General features: G+C 62.6%; 5 protein-coding genes. All 5 read right to left on the reverse strand.

Features of this window, described 5'->3' with window-relative positions; translation table 11 throughout:
• Positions 1-2: 2 nt before the first annotated feature.
• The 5 genes from QP977_RS03145 to QP977_RS03165 all read right to left on the reverse strand — a co-directional run bounded on the left by QP977_RS03145 (position 3) and on the right by QP977_RS03165 (position 16,223).
• On the reverse strand, positions 3-10,859 hold the full coding sequence (locus QP977_RS03145) for a non-ribosomal peptide synthetase (protein ID WP_011274123.1): 10,857 nt from the start codon (positions 10,857-10,859) through the stop codon (positions 3-5).
• 100 nt (positions 10,860-10,959) lie between these two features.
• Complete coding sequence (locus QP977_RS03150; protein ID WP_284847125.1) at positions 10,960-12,378, reverse strand: lysine N(6)-hydroxylase/L-ornithine N(5)-oxygenase family protein; 1,419 nt, start codon at positions 12,376-12,378, stop codon at positions 10,960-10,962.
• 79 nt (positions 12,379-12,457) lie between these two features.
• A complete protein-coding gene (locus tag QP977_RS03155) occupies positions 12,458-14,185 on the reverse strand; it encodes an ABC transporter transmembrane domain-containing protein (RefSeq protein ID WP_284847126.1) in 1,728 nt (575 codons plus the stop codon).
• On the reverse strand, positions 14,178-15,995 hold the full coding sequence (locus tag QP977_RS03160; RefSeq protein ID WP_011274126.1) for an ABC transporter ATP-binding protein: 1,818 nt from the start codon (positions 15,993-15,995) through the stop codon (positions 14,178-14,180). The genes QP977_RS03155 and QP977_RS03160 overlap by 8 nt, the downstream gene beginning before the upstream one ends.
• Positions 15,996-16,223, reverse strand: a complete 228-nt coding sequence (locus QP977_RS03165; RefSeq protein WP_011274127.1) for an MbtH family protein — start codon at positions 16,221-16,223, stop codon at positions 15,996-15,998.
• Positions 16,224-16,418 lie beyond the last annotated feature (195 nt).

Genomic DNA, 16,418 nt, shown 5'->3' on the forward strand with positions numbered 1-16,418 from the left:
ATCTACGAGCGCGCCTCCACAAACTCCGCCACGCGCTCGACTGTCCGCAGACCGTAGAATTCGCGCACGCCAACCTCCACTCCCAGCTCTCCACGCAGCAGTGCGCAGAGCTTGATGACCGCCATGGAGTGCCCACCCATGTCAAAGTAATCAGCATCCACCGGCACGTCCTCGGGCTCAATATCTAGCGATTCGGCAAACAGCTCCGCCGTGATCTCCTCGGTTTCGTTCGCCGGTTCGCGGCCCTTCTCCGTGATCCTTTCTCCCTCACCCAGTGCAGCAAGGTCGGTCTTTCCATTCGACGTCACCGGCAACTCATCCACGATCGACCATCGATCCGGGATCATGTAGCTGGGCAGTTCCTCGCGCAATGCATTACGCACGCCAGTCAGGAAACTCTGCCGCTCCCCCTGGTCCGCATCGCGCAGTTGTGGGGCCACGAGGTGACAGGCCAGGAGTGTGGCGTCGGATATACGAACAGGAACGGTCACGCAGTGGAGGATGCGGGGATCAACGCCGCGGGACACGGCGGCCGAGACGTCGCCGGGATCCACGCGGTGACCACGAATTTTCACCTGATCGTCGCTGCGTCCGAGGTACTCGAACATGCCATCCGCACGCACGCGGACGATGTCTCCCGTGCGATACATCCGCTCACCCGGGGCGCCCCACGGGCAGGCGACCATGGAGCTGGCGGTGCGCGCCGCGAGCCCATGATACTCCTGCGCTAAGCCGCTGCCCGCGAGGTAGAGCTCACCCGGCGCTCCTGTAGGAACGGGGCGCAACCACGGGTCCAAAACGAACGCCGCCGTGCGATCCACCGGCATTCCGATCACGGGCGTGGCGCTCTCATCCGTGCCAGCACCCAGGGCGTTGATGGTGTACTCGGTGGGTCCATAGAGGTTGTATCCGCGCACGTCATCGGCCTTTCGCAAGGTCTCCCACACGCCGTGCGAGACAGCCTCGCCGCCCAAGAGCACCAGCCGCGGGCGATGCGCGCCGGATTCCAGCATCCCCTCCGCGAGCAGCTGCTCGGCAACGGTCGGGGTGACGTTGATGACATCCACCTGATGCGCGCGAATGGCCTCAACCATGGCCGCAGCATCGCGTCGCAAATCCTCGGAGAAGATCCGCACCTCGTGGCCTTCCACCAGCCAAAACAGCTCTTCCCACGACATATCGAAGGCGAAGCTGATGGCATGCGCGATCCGCAACGTCCGCCCATCGGCAGCAGCTGGGGCGAAGATCTTGCGCCGGTGATTGTCCAGCATGTTGTGCAGCCCGCGATGCTTGATCACCACGCCCTTGGGCTTGCCGGTCGATCCGGAGGTGTACATCAGGTAGGCATCGTCCCCGGGCACCGCCGCAGGCGTGTGGGTGGTGGCGTGGGAATCGGCAGTGGTGACGTCGACGCAAGGAAGCGCACCGATCCGCTCCATGCGCTCCCGAGAACTCGAGTCCACCAGCGCGGCTGCGGGCTGGCTGTCCTCCACGAGGACCCGGAGCCGCCCATCGGGGTGCGTCAGATCAAGCGGCGCGTAGCGCACCCCTGCCCACAGGGCTCCCAGCAGAGCCACCACCGAATGCGCGGAGCGCTCCACCGCAATGGCGACAGTATCGCCGCTGGTCACGCCGCAATTCTTGATCTTTTCCGCAATGTCGGAACAGCGAGCAATCAGCTCACCGAACGTCCACTGCTGTGCGTCATCCGCTAGCGCGATGCGATCTGGGAAGCGCTGGGCGGTGTCCTTGAGCTCATCCGCAATGGTGCGGTCAATGCCTTCGGCCTTCTGCCAGGAAGCCATCTGCTCCGTCGTGCTTTGCGGGGAAGAATCCTCCGCTCGGGCTGGCGCCAACTGGGCCAGCTGAGCGAGCGGGACCTCTGGTGTGTCCACAAACGCGGTCAGGACTTCGGTCGCGGCCTTGAGCACGGAATGTGCGAGGGACTCGTCCACCACGTCGTGGCGGAATTCCAGCTTGATGCCCAGCTTCGGCCCCGGAGTGAATACCCAGGTCAGAGGGAAGTGCGTGGAATCTTCCGCGCGCTCCTCCACAACCCCGTGGCGTTCCCGAAGTTCCGCTGCTGCCTGCGGATCGAGGAAGTTCTGCACCACCACCATGGAATCGAACAGCGTGCCTACCCCCAGCTGCCGCTGGATGGCGCCGAGGTCCGCGGAATCGTGGTCCATATCCTCGATGCGCTGGCGATAAACATCCTGGACCAGTTCTTCTATGCTCTGGCCGGGCCGAGCTGTCACTCGCACTGGCACTGTGTTGAGCAGCACTCCCACCACATCAGACATGGCGGGGTCGCTCAAGGCATCGCGGCCACTGACAGACTGACCAAACACCACATCCGAATCCCCTGTGACAGCACCCAAGGCCACGGCCACGGCTGCGTTGACCACGGAGGTCAACGTCACGGCCTGCGCCCGGATCTTTTCCTGCAGTGCGCCGGTCAGCTGCTCGCTGACCTCGGCAAACACCTGGCGAGGCAACTCGCTACCAGCGTGCTCTGAAGAGATATCCGCGGCCTGCGGGGCAACGAGCGTGGGCTGAGACAACGTCTCTAGGCGATGTACCCAATAGTCGCTATCTGCCTGCTCTTTGCGAGTGTCAACGGACTCGAGCAGGGCGTCAGCAATAGAACAACCGCGAGGAACCAACTCTCCCGCACCCTGCGTGCGGGCCTGGCCGGACCTCAACGTCAGCCTCTCGAGGAAGGTTTGCAGCATCACTGCACGCGACCAACCATCGACCAGAACCAGGTGGTAGGTAAGAAGCAGCGTGTCGCCAGGCTGTCCGTCACTTCGGCCGGTGACGATGGTTGCCTTCGCCAGCGGCACGGATGCGAGATCGATGCCCGCGCTGCGATCAGCGTGCATGATCGCCTCGAGATCCCCTTCGGTGGTCTCGACGGGGAGGTCAATGCCCTGTCCACTCCACGGCAAGTTCTGCACGGGTTGGCCGGAAGCATCGGTGTGGAACTCCGCGCCCATGGCTGGATGCACGGTCACTGTGTCCCGGAAGGCTTCCACCACGGCCTCGGCATCCAGTCTCCGGTCAAACGTCAACGCAGTCTGTGCAACGTAGGCACCCGGTGCTGCCACCTGTGACTGGAACCAGATTCCGCGCTGCAGCACGCTCAGCGGAGCGCGGCGTCCTGAGGATTGCTCGCGGCTGACGTGCTCCTGCAACTCGCGAGCAACCTCGCCGATGGCGCTGCGCAAACGCTCGGCGGAAATCACCGCATTCACCACGGACAGCTCCATGCTTACGGCCCGCTCGCTAGACCACACATCGGCCTCCACCAGGTAATCCGTCCACTGGCAGGCGGCATCGCCCGGCGCGTGGAGGACAGCGCCAGTCTCTCCCCGTCCGAGGTAGTTGACCAGGATCTGTGCCCCATGGGCCAGGGTTCGCTGCCCTTGCGGGTGTGTGTATCGCAGTGCCTGATAAGTGCGGCGGTCCGGGGCTGTGCCGTCCTCGTGGAGCGCGCGCATTTCCGCTGCGGCACGTGCTGCATCCGCTGGATCAGCCAACGGGATTTCCACCGGCGCGATGGTGGTAAACCATCCGAGGGTTCGACCATAGGAATGATCAGCCGGACGTCCGTGGCCTTCTACGTCCACGGCCCAGCTCCGCGCGTCCGTGCCCATTGTTCGAGCCACCGCGACGGTCACCAGTCCTGCCACGAGGTCCTGAACGTCCACACCCATCACGTCGGGTGCAACGCTCTGCAGGACCTGCGCGGTCTGTCCGTCAATGTTCACTTCGAGCGTGCTCACATGATCCGTACTCCACTGGTTCGAGTCCTCGACGGGCCGTGGCAGCGTAGCCAGTTCACTCCAGTGCAGGGCATCCTGAGCTGCTGCGGTGTGAGCATCGTGCAGTTCTTGCAGGCAAAGATCCTTGTAGCTCGCCTGCCCGGAGAGAATCCTGCGCCCTGCGAGCGCATCGCGCAGATCGTCTTCCAGAATCATCCAACTGGCGCTATCGATCACCGCGTGATGAGCAACGGCCTTGACGTACCCATCCACACACCCGAGCACCACGCTACGACCAGCAGCAATATCGATGTGATCGATCAATGCATCCACGTCCAAAGCCCGCACAACCATAGGGCCGTCTCCCTCGGCACCAACAAAGTGCGCGAACGCAGAACTGGTGTCCACGCGCGTACGAAGCATCGGATGTGCCTGCGCTACCTGCTGCAGGGCCTGTTCCAAGTCCTCCACAGCGACTGGCCCCAGATCCAAGCGGCGCGCCTGCACAAAGCGGTCGCTCATGCCTCTTTCCATCTGCCTGCGCAGCATCGCCGGGATGGGGAAAGCCCCCGAGATCTCCTGGTGCCCGTCCTTGGGCAGGGCTTCTTCCTGGCTCTGCCTTGTTTCCTGGATTTTCTGCTGGGTGGCCTGCGGCGTGACCCGCTCGGCAATCTTGCGTGGCGTGCGGCCCAAGAAGAAGTCCCGCGGAGTCACGTTGAGATCAGCGCGCGCCAGCGCGTGAGTAACGCGGATGGCAAGAATACTGTCTCCACCTAAGCGGAAGAAGTCCGAGTCCGGCTCCACCTCGGCGCGGTCCAAGCGAAGTGCATCAGCAATTGCCTGCGAGATCGCCTCCACCAGATCCGAGGTGCCCGAAGCCTGCTGAGCAGCAGGAATCTCACCCAGAAGGTCCAGGATCGCGCGCTCATCCCGCTTGCCATTGATGGTCTGCGGCACCTGCGTACTCACCGCGAATAGCTGCGGAACCATGTAGGCAGGGAGCGCGTCTCGGGCCGCTGCGGCAGCTCGGGAGGTGATCGCCTTTGCGTCGGCACGAGAATCCGTAATCAACAACGCACCCGGCACCTGGCCTTCGGGCAGATCGACGACCACCACGGTGGCCTCCCGCACACCGCTGACCTTCTCCAGCGCGCTCTCGATCTCCCCCAGCTCCACGCGATAACCGCGCAGCTGCACCTGCCTATCGGCGCGGCCCACGTAATCCAGATGACCGTTGTTCAGCACCTTTGCCATGTCATTGCTGCAGTACATCCGCGCGCCGCCGCCAACGAAAGGATCGGCCACGAAGCGGGAGGCCGTGGTAGAAGCAAGCCCCCAATAACCCGCGGTGACCTGCGGCCCGGCAACGTACATCATGCCGGTCTCTCCAGGCTGCACCGGCTGTAATTGCGCGTCCAGAACATAGGTACGCAACCCGTCCATCGGGCGGCCGATCGGGCTGCGGGCCTCCCCTGCATTCTCGGAGCATTCGTGTGCTGTGACGTGCACTGTCGTCTCCGTGATGCCATACATGTTGATAAACCGAACATTCGGATGAGCACTGCAGTAGGCAGCCTCCGCGCGGGCCTCCAAGGCCTCGCCGCCGAAGATCACCGTGCGCACCGCAGAGTCCTGCCCGAGGTGCGGCTCCAACGCGGCAAAGGCGGTTGGGGTCTGGCTCAGCACCGTGATGGCTTCGGCACGCAACACCTCTGCGGCATCCTCGGGCGAGCGCATCAGCGCATACGGCATCACCACGGCACGCCCGCCGGAGCTCAGCGCTGCCCACATCTCCCACACCGAAAAGTCAAAGGCGAAGCTGTGGCTGATCGACCACACGTCCTCCTGCGAAAACTCCACGTGGCTGCGAGCATTGCCCAGCATCGCGGTCACGTTGGCGTGTGTGACGGCCACGCCCTTCGGCCGCCCTGTGGAGCCGGAGGTGTAGATCACGTAGGCGATGTCATTGGCACGGGCCACGCTTGCCGACCGGCCCGCAGGCGGCTTCGCTTCCCCGCTCATCGTCTGTTCACTGACCACGAGGACGGGACAATCTACCAGCTCAGAGACCATTTTTTCCGCGCTGGGAGACACCAGCACGGCATCGGGCTGGCAATCCTCCAGGATCAATTCCACCCGCGCTTGCGGGGACAACGGATCCACGGGAACGTAGGTGCCGGCGGACATCGTGGTCGCCAGAATGGCCGCAACCTGCCACGCATCGCGCTCCATGAGCAGGGCTACTCTCGGGGTGTGGATGGCAACCTTCCGGTCCAGCACAGCGCGTATACGCTGAGCGGCGTCGTCTAGTTCTTCGTAGGTCCAATGCTCCGCAGCACCGTCTTCTCCGATGCTGGTCAGGGCGGGCCGGTCGCGGGAGTGCTCGAAGCTGCGTCGCCACAAAGAAGGAAGCGTGTCCACACCAGATACCGCACCCAACGCCTCTGCAACCTCACCCACGGTCGCCACCGCACCGGATTCAGACAGCAAAGAATCCACACTCACCGCGAGCATCTGCGCGATCCTTTCGGCACGTACCTCGGTGATTCGCTGCGGATCGTAGATCAGGCGCAGTGGGTGCTCAGCGGAAGGGTTGACCACGACGGACAGGGGAAAGTGCGGCGCGCCATTGTTGCGCACGTCAGCAACCTGTAGTGGCGAGCCGGGGCAGCCCACGTCCTGTGGAGATAGCGGCACCTCCACCACCATCAACGTATCCAGCAGTTCGCTGGCGTTGGTTCCCAGGTCGCGGGCAATATCAGCCAGGCTGACGTGCTGCACATCGCGGACCTGATTGTTGTGATGGACCATGGCGTGCAGCATGCTGGTCACCGGCAGGGTGGGATCAGATTGCCCCGGCGCGACCACCGGGATGGTGTTGAGCTGCATGCCCACGGCATCGGCCACGCCAAGAACGGGAATGTCACGGCCGGAAACGGAAGTGGCAAACACCACGTCAGCCCCAGGTTCGCAGCCCACCAAGGTGCGAAGGACCAGCCCCCACGCCGCGTGCACCACATCCGGCAGGCCCACACCCGCTGCCCGAGCACGCTCAGACAAGCCAACAGTCCGCGGATCGTCTACCAGCAACTCCCGGCGCTCGAGCGAACTCGAAGGATTAGGGCACAGCACCGTGGGGCGTACCTCGCGCATTTCCTCGCGCCAGACGGACATATCGGCTTCCGCGTCTCTGCGCGCCACCCATCGCACGCTGCCGGCCATTCCGGCGTCCGGGTCGTAGCGCGGGATTCGGGCATCGTCATCCCGGTAGATCTCCAGGAGATCCCGCAGCATGATGGGCACGGACCATCCGTCGGCGATCAGGTGATGCACCGTCTGGATCACGGCGATGTCCTGGCCACACACCGCACCATCGACACTGGTCGGGAGCACAACGGTCCATCGCATGAGCGGCTCGGGCGCGGCATCACCGGGCGGCTGCAAGGAGATTCCCCGCGAGAGGTCATCAGCGGCAATCTCTTCCGTACGCTGCACGAGCCACCCGTCTAATCCAGGCCCAGCCAACTCGGCAGGCACCGTCACGTCCCGAAAGTCCACCCGCAAATGCTCGGCAATCCCCGGATCAATCACGGCAACCACATCGCCACCGTCAGTTTCCCAAGGGCGGGTGCTCAGTGCGGGGTGGCGTCGGATCAAATTACGCGCAGCGCGGGCGAATCGCTCCCGGTCAAACGGTTCGCTGCATTCCACCCGCAAGACCTGTTGCTCCACATACGAGCTGGCCGATTCCTCGAATAGCGAGTGGAAGTACATGCCGTGCTGCAGCGGGGTCAGCGGCAGCACGTCCTGCAGCTCCGCGGAGCTCTGCGCAGTGATTCGTGCCAGGTCCGCAGAGTTCACGGGTGCGGGGGCAACGTCGCCCACGGACAACACGCCGTGATCGGCAAGCGCTGCCACCTCGCGCAATGCCACATCCCAGTGCGCGACCAATTCGTCGATCCGTTCGGGGGAGATCCTGCCGCGCGCCCAGGAGATCGTGGTGCGCAGGACGTATCCCTCGCCGGTGTCTTCGGCGATCGCGTTGAACTCCAGCTCGCGGACCAACGGCTGGTCCGGGTCGCGTTGCTCGCCGAGTTGGCCGGTGGAACCCGCGGGAGCGAAATCTTGTGCTCCTGCGGATACGCGCCCCAAGTAGTTGAACAGCACCTGTGCCTGCGGAGGGGTCTTCGCGGACTGATGCAACCAGGTGTGGGCCTGGTAAGGAACGCCGTTGCCGGGGATGGCCGCGAGCTGGTCTTTCACTGCGTTGAGTGCCAGCGCTAGCGGGGCGATGCTGCCCTCGACCTCTGTGGAGGCCTCCTGCACTGCCGCCCGGGTGGGGTCGATCAGCATGGGATATAGGCAGGTGAACCAGCCCACCGTGCGTGAAAGGTCTGCTTCCCTGCCCTGTGGCCCGGGTACGAATCGGGTTTCGCGGCCGTGCCCCTCCATCTCCACCAGGGTCCATGTTTGTTTGTTTCGACGCCAACGCGCCAACGCCACGCTCAATGCCGTAAGCAATACGGAATTCGCCCCCGTGCGGAAAGCGTGGGGCACCGCACCCAGTAATTCGTCCGTGATCTGCACTGATGCCTCATGTACCACGCTGCGCTCCTCACGGACTGTGGGCGCTTTCTCGGGACTATCAGCAAGCGCTGGCACCTGCGGGTCCCGCAGAGGTTCATCTGCACTCGGCAATGGGGGCAGGGAACTATTGGCATCCTCCGCGAATTCGCCAGTATCAACGGCCTGTTGCAGCAGCTGCGTCCATCGGCGCAGGGACGTCCGCTCCGGCGCGAGCTGTTCCCCGCGATACGCCGCGGCGAGGTCCTCGCCGATAATGTTCCATGACACGCCATCGACCACCAGGTGATGCACCACAAGGCGCAATCTTCCGGGCACCAGCCCAGCCGCTACCACCACTCCGACTGCCGGATCCAGCAGTTCAGAAAGCGCAGCGATGTCCGTGGTGGGGTGGATCGCCACCGCTTCTTCGGCAGATTCCTCCGGGAGTTCCAGCCGCAAGGGATTCCGCTGCACACGGGCCCGCAGTGCAGGGTGCGCCTGCAGCACGTCAGCCACCATTCGCCCGGCCAGCTGCGCATCCACATCTTCTGGAACTGAAAACTCCACGGACTGAATGAAGCCGTCCACGTGATCAGTAATGGAATCGAACCAGCGCAGAATCGGCAGCGACTGCACCTCACCGGTTGGTTCATCGTCTGGATCCTGCACGAAGGTTCCGCGCTCTTCGGCGCACCGAGCCAGTTGCTGTGGAGTGCGCGCAGAGAAAATATCTCCCACACTCACCTCCACCCCGCGCCGTCCCAGAGCCGAGACCAGGGTGATGGCCCGCAGGCTATCGCCACCGATATCGAAGAAGTCCGTCTCCGCACCCACCGCGCTAACCCCCAATGCTTCAGCCATTGCCTCCGCGAGCAGAGCAACGGTTTCCCCGTCACGTTCAGCATCGGCCGGGGCATCAGTGAGCGAGCTCCAATCAGGTTCCGGCAGTGCCTTCCGATCCACTTTTCCGTTGGCCGTCCGCGGCAACTCATCCATGACGGTGATAATCGCGGGCACCATGTATTCGGGCAGTACCTCGGCACACCAACTACGGATCGCAGCACCCACGAGGCCCGCAGTCACCGTCACGTAGCCCAGCAGTCGCCCCTCCCGAGCAATCACGCTCGCCGCCTCCACATCTGGGTGTCCCACCAGCGCAGATTCCACGTCCTCCAACTCCAGACGCATGCCACGGATTTTCACCTGATTATCGGCCCGCCCCACGAATTCCAGCGAGCCGTCGTTGTGCCGGCGCACCAGGTCTCCCGTGCGGTACATCCGGGTTCCGTCCGACGCAAACACATCCGCAACAAAGCGGCTGGCCGTGAGTCCTGGGGCATTGATATACCCCTTGGCCAGCAGGAATCCGGCCACATAGAGTTCACCAATTTCTTGGTCTGGAACCACCCGCAGGTGCTCATCGAGCACATAGAGCCGACAGTTGGGATTGGCCACACCGATGCTCGTGTTGAGGCGATCCTCGTCGTCACGGTAGATGACGTGGGAGACACCGATGGTAGCTTCCGCTGGCCCGTACCCGTGGTACAGCGGGATGGCCAGCTGCTGGCGAAAGCGACGGAACAGCGCCTGGGTGAGCATCTCTCCGCCACACCAGACATGCCGCAAGCTGTCTAATAGATTCGTGCCTTCGGCCTGTTTGAGCATGACGTCGAGAACACTCGAAACCAGATACGCAAACGTCACGCCCTCGCGATGGATGAGGCGGGCCAAGCGTTGGGGGTCTTGCTCCACGCCCGGCGCGGCCACCACCACGCGGCCCCCGCAAACCAGCGGCAGGAAGATCTCATTGATGGAGATATCAAAGGCCAGCGGTGCCTTGAACAGGGAGGCATCATCGCGGCCGAAGAACAGGATCTGATCGCGCTGCCAGAGCAAGCGCTCCACGATCGCACCGTGGCGGATCATTGCGCCCTTTGGGCGGCCGGTGCTGCCAGAGGTAAAGATGACGTACGCAACGCTGTCCGTGGACGGCGGGGTGAACAGCTCGCGGGTGGCATCGAGGTCGAATAGCGCGTCTTCGGTGAGCGCGCAGTTGTCCGGCGTGAGTACGAAGCTCAGGCTGGCATCGTGGGTGACGGATTCCCGGCGCGCCTGCGGCCACGAGGGGTCTAGCGGGACAAAACTGCCACCGGCGAGCAACGTGGCGACGATACCCACCACCATCTCCGCGCTGCGCGGCAGGGAGATTCCCACACTCTGACCAGCGTCAATACCGTGTTCCCGCAAATTTCGCGCTACAGCAGTTGCATGGGCGACGAGCTGCGCATAGGTCAGTCTGTGCCGGTCATCCACCACTGCGAGCGCATCCGGGGTCTCCTGCGCATGCTGCAGGAGCAGGCTAATCAGGTCCGGGCGATCGCGATCCTGATCCGTGTCATTCCATATGCGCTGCTGGGCGATCCGATCCTGTTCACTGCGGCCATGACCGATGACGGCGCCGCCATCTCGAGAAGCAAGCGTATCGCCAGAGGAAAACGGAGTGTGAGCAGACGATCGGGTGGGCACAAAGAGCCTTTCGGTTGATGGGGAAACAGGGAATCAGACGCGGATGGCGGACGTCGGGCTAGGTGTCAGCCAACCTCAAGCGGAGCACGGCTCGGGAAAATCAGCCTGCGATCAGGTGCGAAGAATCCCGATGTTGCTCGGAGCGGAGATCTTCATCCGCCGGCGCACGATGCGTGCGTTGCTGACCCGTGATGGCCTCCACCAGTTCCCCGGAGCGGGTCGCGATGTTGGAGAGCAACGTGGAACCGAGTCCATGCGTGGCCTCAGTTGCTCCCTGCACGAAGAGTCCTGGCACGCGCTCGCCATTGAGCACGGCGCCGTAATCCCTAGTGACGGTGAATTCTTCACTGCCGTGACTATCAGCGTGAATCCCCGCAAGACCGCGAGATCGGAAGCCCGTGGCGCACACCACCACGTCAAAGTTTTCTGTCACCACGTCTCCGGTTACTCGGTGGCGAATGTCCACGTCGACGCTGCCGTCGGAACAATTACGCGCACCGAGCACCTCCGTGGTCCGGCGAATATCGAGCCGCTGACGCCCGGTGACGCTTTCCCGATACTGACGGTCGTGGAGCTCATCGAGGAGCTCAGATTCCACGCAGGCGTAATTGGTGTACCGGTGGCGGATCAACAGCTCGTTGCGGATCGCATCGGGCGCATGGAAGAAGTCATCAACGGCCTCCGGGTCGAACACCCGATTGGCGAAGGGGCTGTCATCGGCGGGGATGAAGCCGTAGCTGTTCAAGCTGCCCGTGACGGTATCGATATGCGGGCAATCGTGGAAGTACCGGATGGCCTCGGCTGCGGACTGGCCCGCGCCGATCACCAAAGCTCGGCGGATATCCCACCCACTGTTCAGCAGCTTCTTGGTGCGCGGGAGCAAATCGATGTTGTGGAAGATGCGCGAGGTGTCCAAGGAGCTGTCCTCTGCCCACGCAGGCATCTTGGCTTCCAGCCCGCGGGCAACCACCACGTTGCGGCAGCGAATGGACTCCGACTGCTGAGCTCGCTGCCCTTCGGACTCACCGCTTCCTAACTTCCTGCGGACGTGCACCACAAAACGAGCTCCGTCTGCGGCCAGTTCCGGAAGCGTCTCGATGGACGTCACGGTGGTGTTGTACTGCGTGTCCACGGTGATGTGATCCGCGATCCATCGGAGGTAATCGGCGAATTCCACGCGTTCCGGGGTGAAGGTTTGGCGGTTAATGAAATCAATCAAGCGGTCGCTGTGATGCAAGTAGTTGATGAAGCTGAAGCGGCTCTGCGGATTGCGCACCGTAACCAGGTCTTTAAGGAAGCTGATCTGCATGTTGGATCCTTCGAGGAGCATGCCTGGGTGCCAGTTGAATTCCGGGCGGGCTTCCACAAAGAGTGCATCGAATTCTGGAGCTTGCTCTTCGATAGCTACCGCGAGCCCGAGGTTTCCGGGGCCGATGCCGATCCCGACGATGTCGCGGACGGAATTTTCGTGGGTACTGCGCTCTGCGGATGTCTGAGCTTGACGATCGATGATGGTCACTATGGCCTCTCTGTAGGATGCGCCAACCAACTTCTTAGGGTAGGCAATGCAAAGGGTAGGCTAACCTATCTTCTATTGCTCAACAACCCCCTAGCGGGAATTGCTCACCCCGCGTCCGCAAACTCCCAGCTAGAGGCTTCACATCAACTACGTCCTCGGCTACCGACTGGAAGGCCCTCCCCACACACAGGACCACCGTGGTACGCCCGCGGCGAATATCTCTCACCGCACGCGCCACTTTCATGCCCGTCATTGAATCCACTGACGAGACCGGATCAACCATCACCAACATCTCCGGCTCAGCCAGTAGCGCTCGTGCCAATCCCAGCCGCTGCCGCTGACCACCGGAAAGATTGCGCGCACCTTCGGTCAGCTCGTGATCCAATACCCCGGCTGAATGAGCCGCCCCCGGCGCCAGTTCATCGAGCCCTAAGGCGTTAAGAATGTCTACTGCATCCTCCGCCCTGCCCTCTCCAGAGCTCCGCAGCACCGCCTGCCCCACTGTGTCCCCAAACAATGCCGGCTTCCGAGGCTCGGCAAGCACAGCGGAACGCACATCGTCTACCGAGATCTCGCAAATATCGCGCCCCCGGATCCACAGTTGTTGAGTTTGTGGCCTAGTCAGGGAGCCAAGCTCCATCGACTCCCCCGCGACCAACGCATCCACCAGAGCATCTGCCCATGCGGCTGAACAGTGCACCACCGTCAGTCGCCCCTCTGCGAACGCCACGGAAGCCTGCTCTGATCCCTCGACCTCGCCGTCTCCTTCGGCCTCACCGTCTCCACCGCGCATGGAAATGGCAGGCGTGCCAATCTGAGCAGATGGCACGCCCTGCCCCTCACGCAGCCGCTGAGCTTCCGCCACGCGCTGCAGCCTCCGAACGGAAGCCCTCGCCAATCCAATGAAGCGCGGCATTCTGCTGCACTGCCGCATCGGCTCCGCGATAAATTGTGACAGCGCCACCACGGTGACCAACTCCCCCAACGTCACATCGCCGGAAATGGTTCGATAGCCCGCGTACAGGCCCACCGCACTCAGCAACAGCACATTGCTGCCCATCGCCACGGCTTCATAACCTCCGCTGACCCACGCGAGCTTCCGAGCATCCGCACACGCCTCTTCAGATTTACGCGCATATCCACGGTAGGCCGGATGCGCGCCAGCCACTCCCGAGATCACCGGCAGCCCCTGCAGAATGTCGGTCATGCGCGCGGTCACTCGCGCGAGCAGAGTTTGTTGCCGCTCCGCGCGGCGTTCAATGATCTGAGACAGCCGGTGCAGGACTATCAACACCACCGCGCTGAGCACCAACACCACCACTCCCAGTGGCAGATCAATCAGCGCCAGAACAATCGTGCAGAAAACGGCTCCCACCAGCGCACTGATCCCCACCGGGACCACTTCGATGATGTCTACCGCCTGCACCACGTCTTCACCCACCACCGTGGGCAATTCCTGGCGAGGCAGACTGTCCGCATCGTCGGAATGCCCACCATGGCTCACCACCTGCGAGGTGATGCCTGCCCGCAATTCACATACGTTCCGAGCCGACGTAGCCTGCAGTATCCGGAACCCTGTCTGCCAGCTCACAGACACCGTCGCCAGCGTAGCGCCTAAGGCTGCGATTCCACCCACCAGGTGCCACACATTCTCGCTAGCGATAAGACTGTGCGCCAACCATCCCAGTAACACCGCAATCATGGCTTCTGCCACGTGGTAGATGCTCAGCAACAAGCCACTCAGAGCCATCGCGCGAGAATTTTTTCTGACCAGCCCGCGCAGCGTCACCACCTTGTTGTCAGACACGCGCCTGCCTCCCCTGCTCATTCCAGGCGGTCCACATATCGGCATATGTTCCGTTTCTTGCTGCCAGCTCCTCGTGCGTACCTGTTTCCACCACGCGCCCGCGCTCCATCACCACCACGCTATCGGCGGAGGTTGCTTGGCTGAGCCGGTGCGCAATCACCATCGCCGTCCGTCCGCGGATCGCCGCGCGGGCAGCGTCCTCCAAGGACATCGAAAAGGCCTCGTGTGATTGCTGTGTTTCCTCGAGGTCACCGTCATCTTCGGCCGTTGATTCGTCAAGAATGACGACGCCAGCCCGAGACAATGCCACCCTGGCCAGCGCCAGACGCTGTGCCGCCACCGCATCTACGTGCAGGCCCCCTTCGCCCAGCATTGTGTCTAAGCCCTGCTTGTCGCCATGGGACAAGGATGTGCACCAATCTTCCGCACCGGTTCGGCGCAGCGCATCCCATATTTCTGCGTCGCTGGCACCTTCGGCTGCCAGCAGGAGATTATCGCGCAAACTCATCGCGAAGACGTAGTTTTCCTGGGAGGCAACGCAAAAGATCGAGCTTCTTTCTTGCGCACTCATTCCCACCACGTCGCACCCCCCAACGGTGATCACACCCGGCTCTGCCATCTCGAGGGTTCCAGAGACAATTTCCGCAACCGTGGACTTGCCAGCTCCCGATCCGCCGACCACGCATACCGTGCACCCCGCAGGGATGTGGAACGCCAAGTCATGCAAGATCTCTGGGCCATCCTCGTACCGATAATTCAGGCCCTTGACCTCTACAGCTGGACTCTGCCGATGCGAGGAGTAGTCATCAATCGGCTGTGGCGTATCCGCACCCGCGGAGCGAATGAGTCCCACGATGCGCCCCAAGGCCGCCCCGCTGCGCTGCAGTTCATCAAAGGTGAACAGAATCGTGCCGATCGGCACGAACTGACGGTGGAACAGAATCAACGCTGCCGAGATCTCGCCCACCGTCACCGCATCTTCGCGGAAGAGCAACCAGCCTACGACAGACAGGGCTGACAACCCCATGAACTCCGCGAAGTTCTCCCGCGCCACCAGCCCGGAAAACACACGAAACGCAGCGATTGATTCGTCCCGCGAAGCCTGCGCGTAGCGCCTGGTGAGACCTTGGCGGCTATCCACCAGCCGATGCGAACGAACCGAACGAATGCCCTCCATAGAACCTTGCAAGGAACCGATGACACCGGCTTCTAATTCGCGTTGGCGTCGATACAAAGGGGCAGAACGAGGAAGATACCATCGCAACCCCAGCGCATAGAACGGAATCCCGCACAGCCCCGCCAACGCGAGGCGCCAATCCAACCCCGCTATTCCAGCGCTGGCCACCACGACCATCACCAGCGCGCTGAGGGTCGATGGAACCGACTTGCGGGCACTGCTCACCAGCGCGGCGACATCCGCACCAACTCGGCCCAGCACCTCTCCCCGGCCCAGGGACTCCACCGTGGTGGAAGGCAGATTCAGCACCGCGGCGACGGCGCGCTCACGCAACTTCGCAACTACCTGGGCAATCGTCACACCCGTCAGCGCCTCCGCAAGGCCAGCGACAACGGCAGTACCAACACACGCCACGGCAGCCCACACAATCACCTTCAGCACGCCAGACTTGCCGTCACCGGCGGCTACCGCATCGATGACGCTGGCCAGCAGATAAATGGGCACCAGAGAGAGCAAGGCACCGGCGAAAGTGAACAGCACCGCACTAATTGCTGGAGTTGCGGTGCGACGGAGCAGGCGGCCAATCTCCGCAGCGGACTCACCAGGCAAAGCAGTGGGAAGTACGGCACTCACTTAAGCGTGAGACTTTCCTGCCGGTTGCAAGGTGGTCCACTCGCGGTCGATGAACTCCATCGCCTCGTCCCGCGATACCCCGCCGTCTACGCCACGGGAAGGGTCTCCCAGAGCCACGGTCCATCCGTCTGGCACGGCGGCGAACGTAGGCCACAACGAGTACTGTCCCTCGTCGTTGATAAGGGCGAAGAAGCTGCCCTGTTCGTCATCAAACGGGTTGCTAGACAACACGCGCTCCTTGTCTCATGATGCGGAAATAACGGGTTTATGGGCTGCGTTGGCCAAAGTGGTGGCACAAGTGCAGCAAGCGTGAATTAACTTAGCATAACCTAATATGCGGCTTTTGAGGGTTAAGTAAAGAAAAGTGTGTCCGCATGCCACCATAACCCCAGACCACACACCACAAATCACCAAAGAATAGCT

Origin of the sequence: Corynebacterium sp. MSK012 (genome assembly GCF_030232435.1) — a bacterium.
GTDB classification, from domain to species: domain Bacteria; phylum Actinomycetota; class Actinomycetes; order Mycobacteriales; family Mycobacteriaceae; genus Corynebacterium; species Corynebacterium jeikeium_D.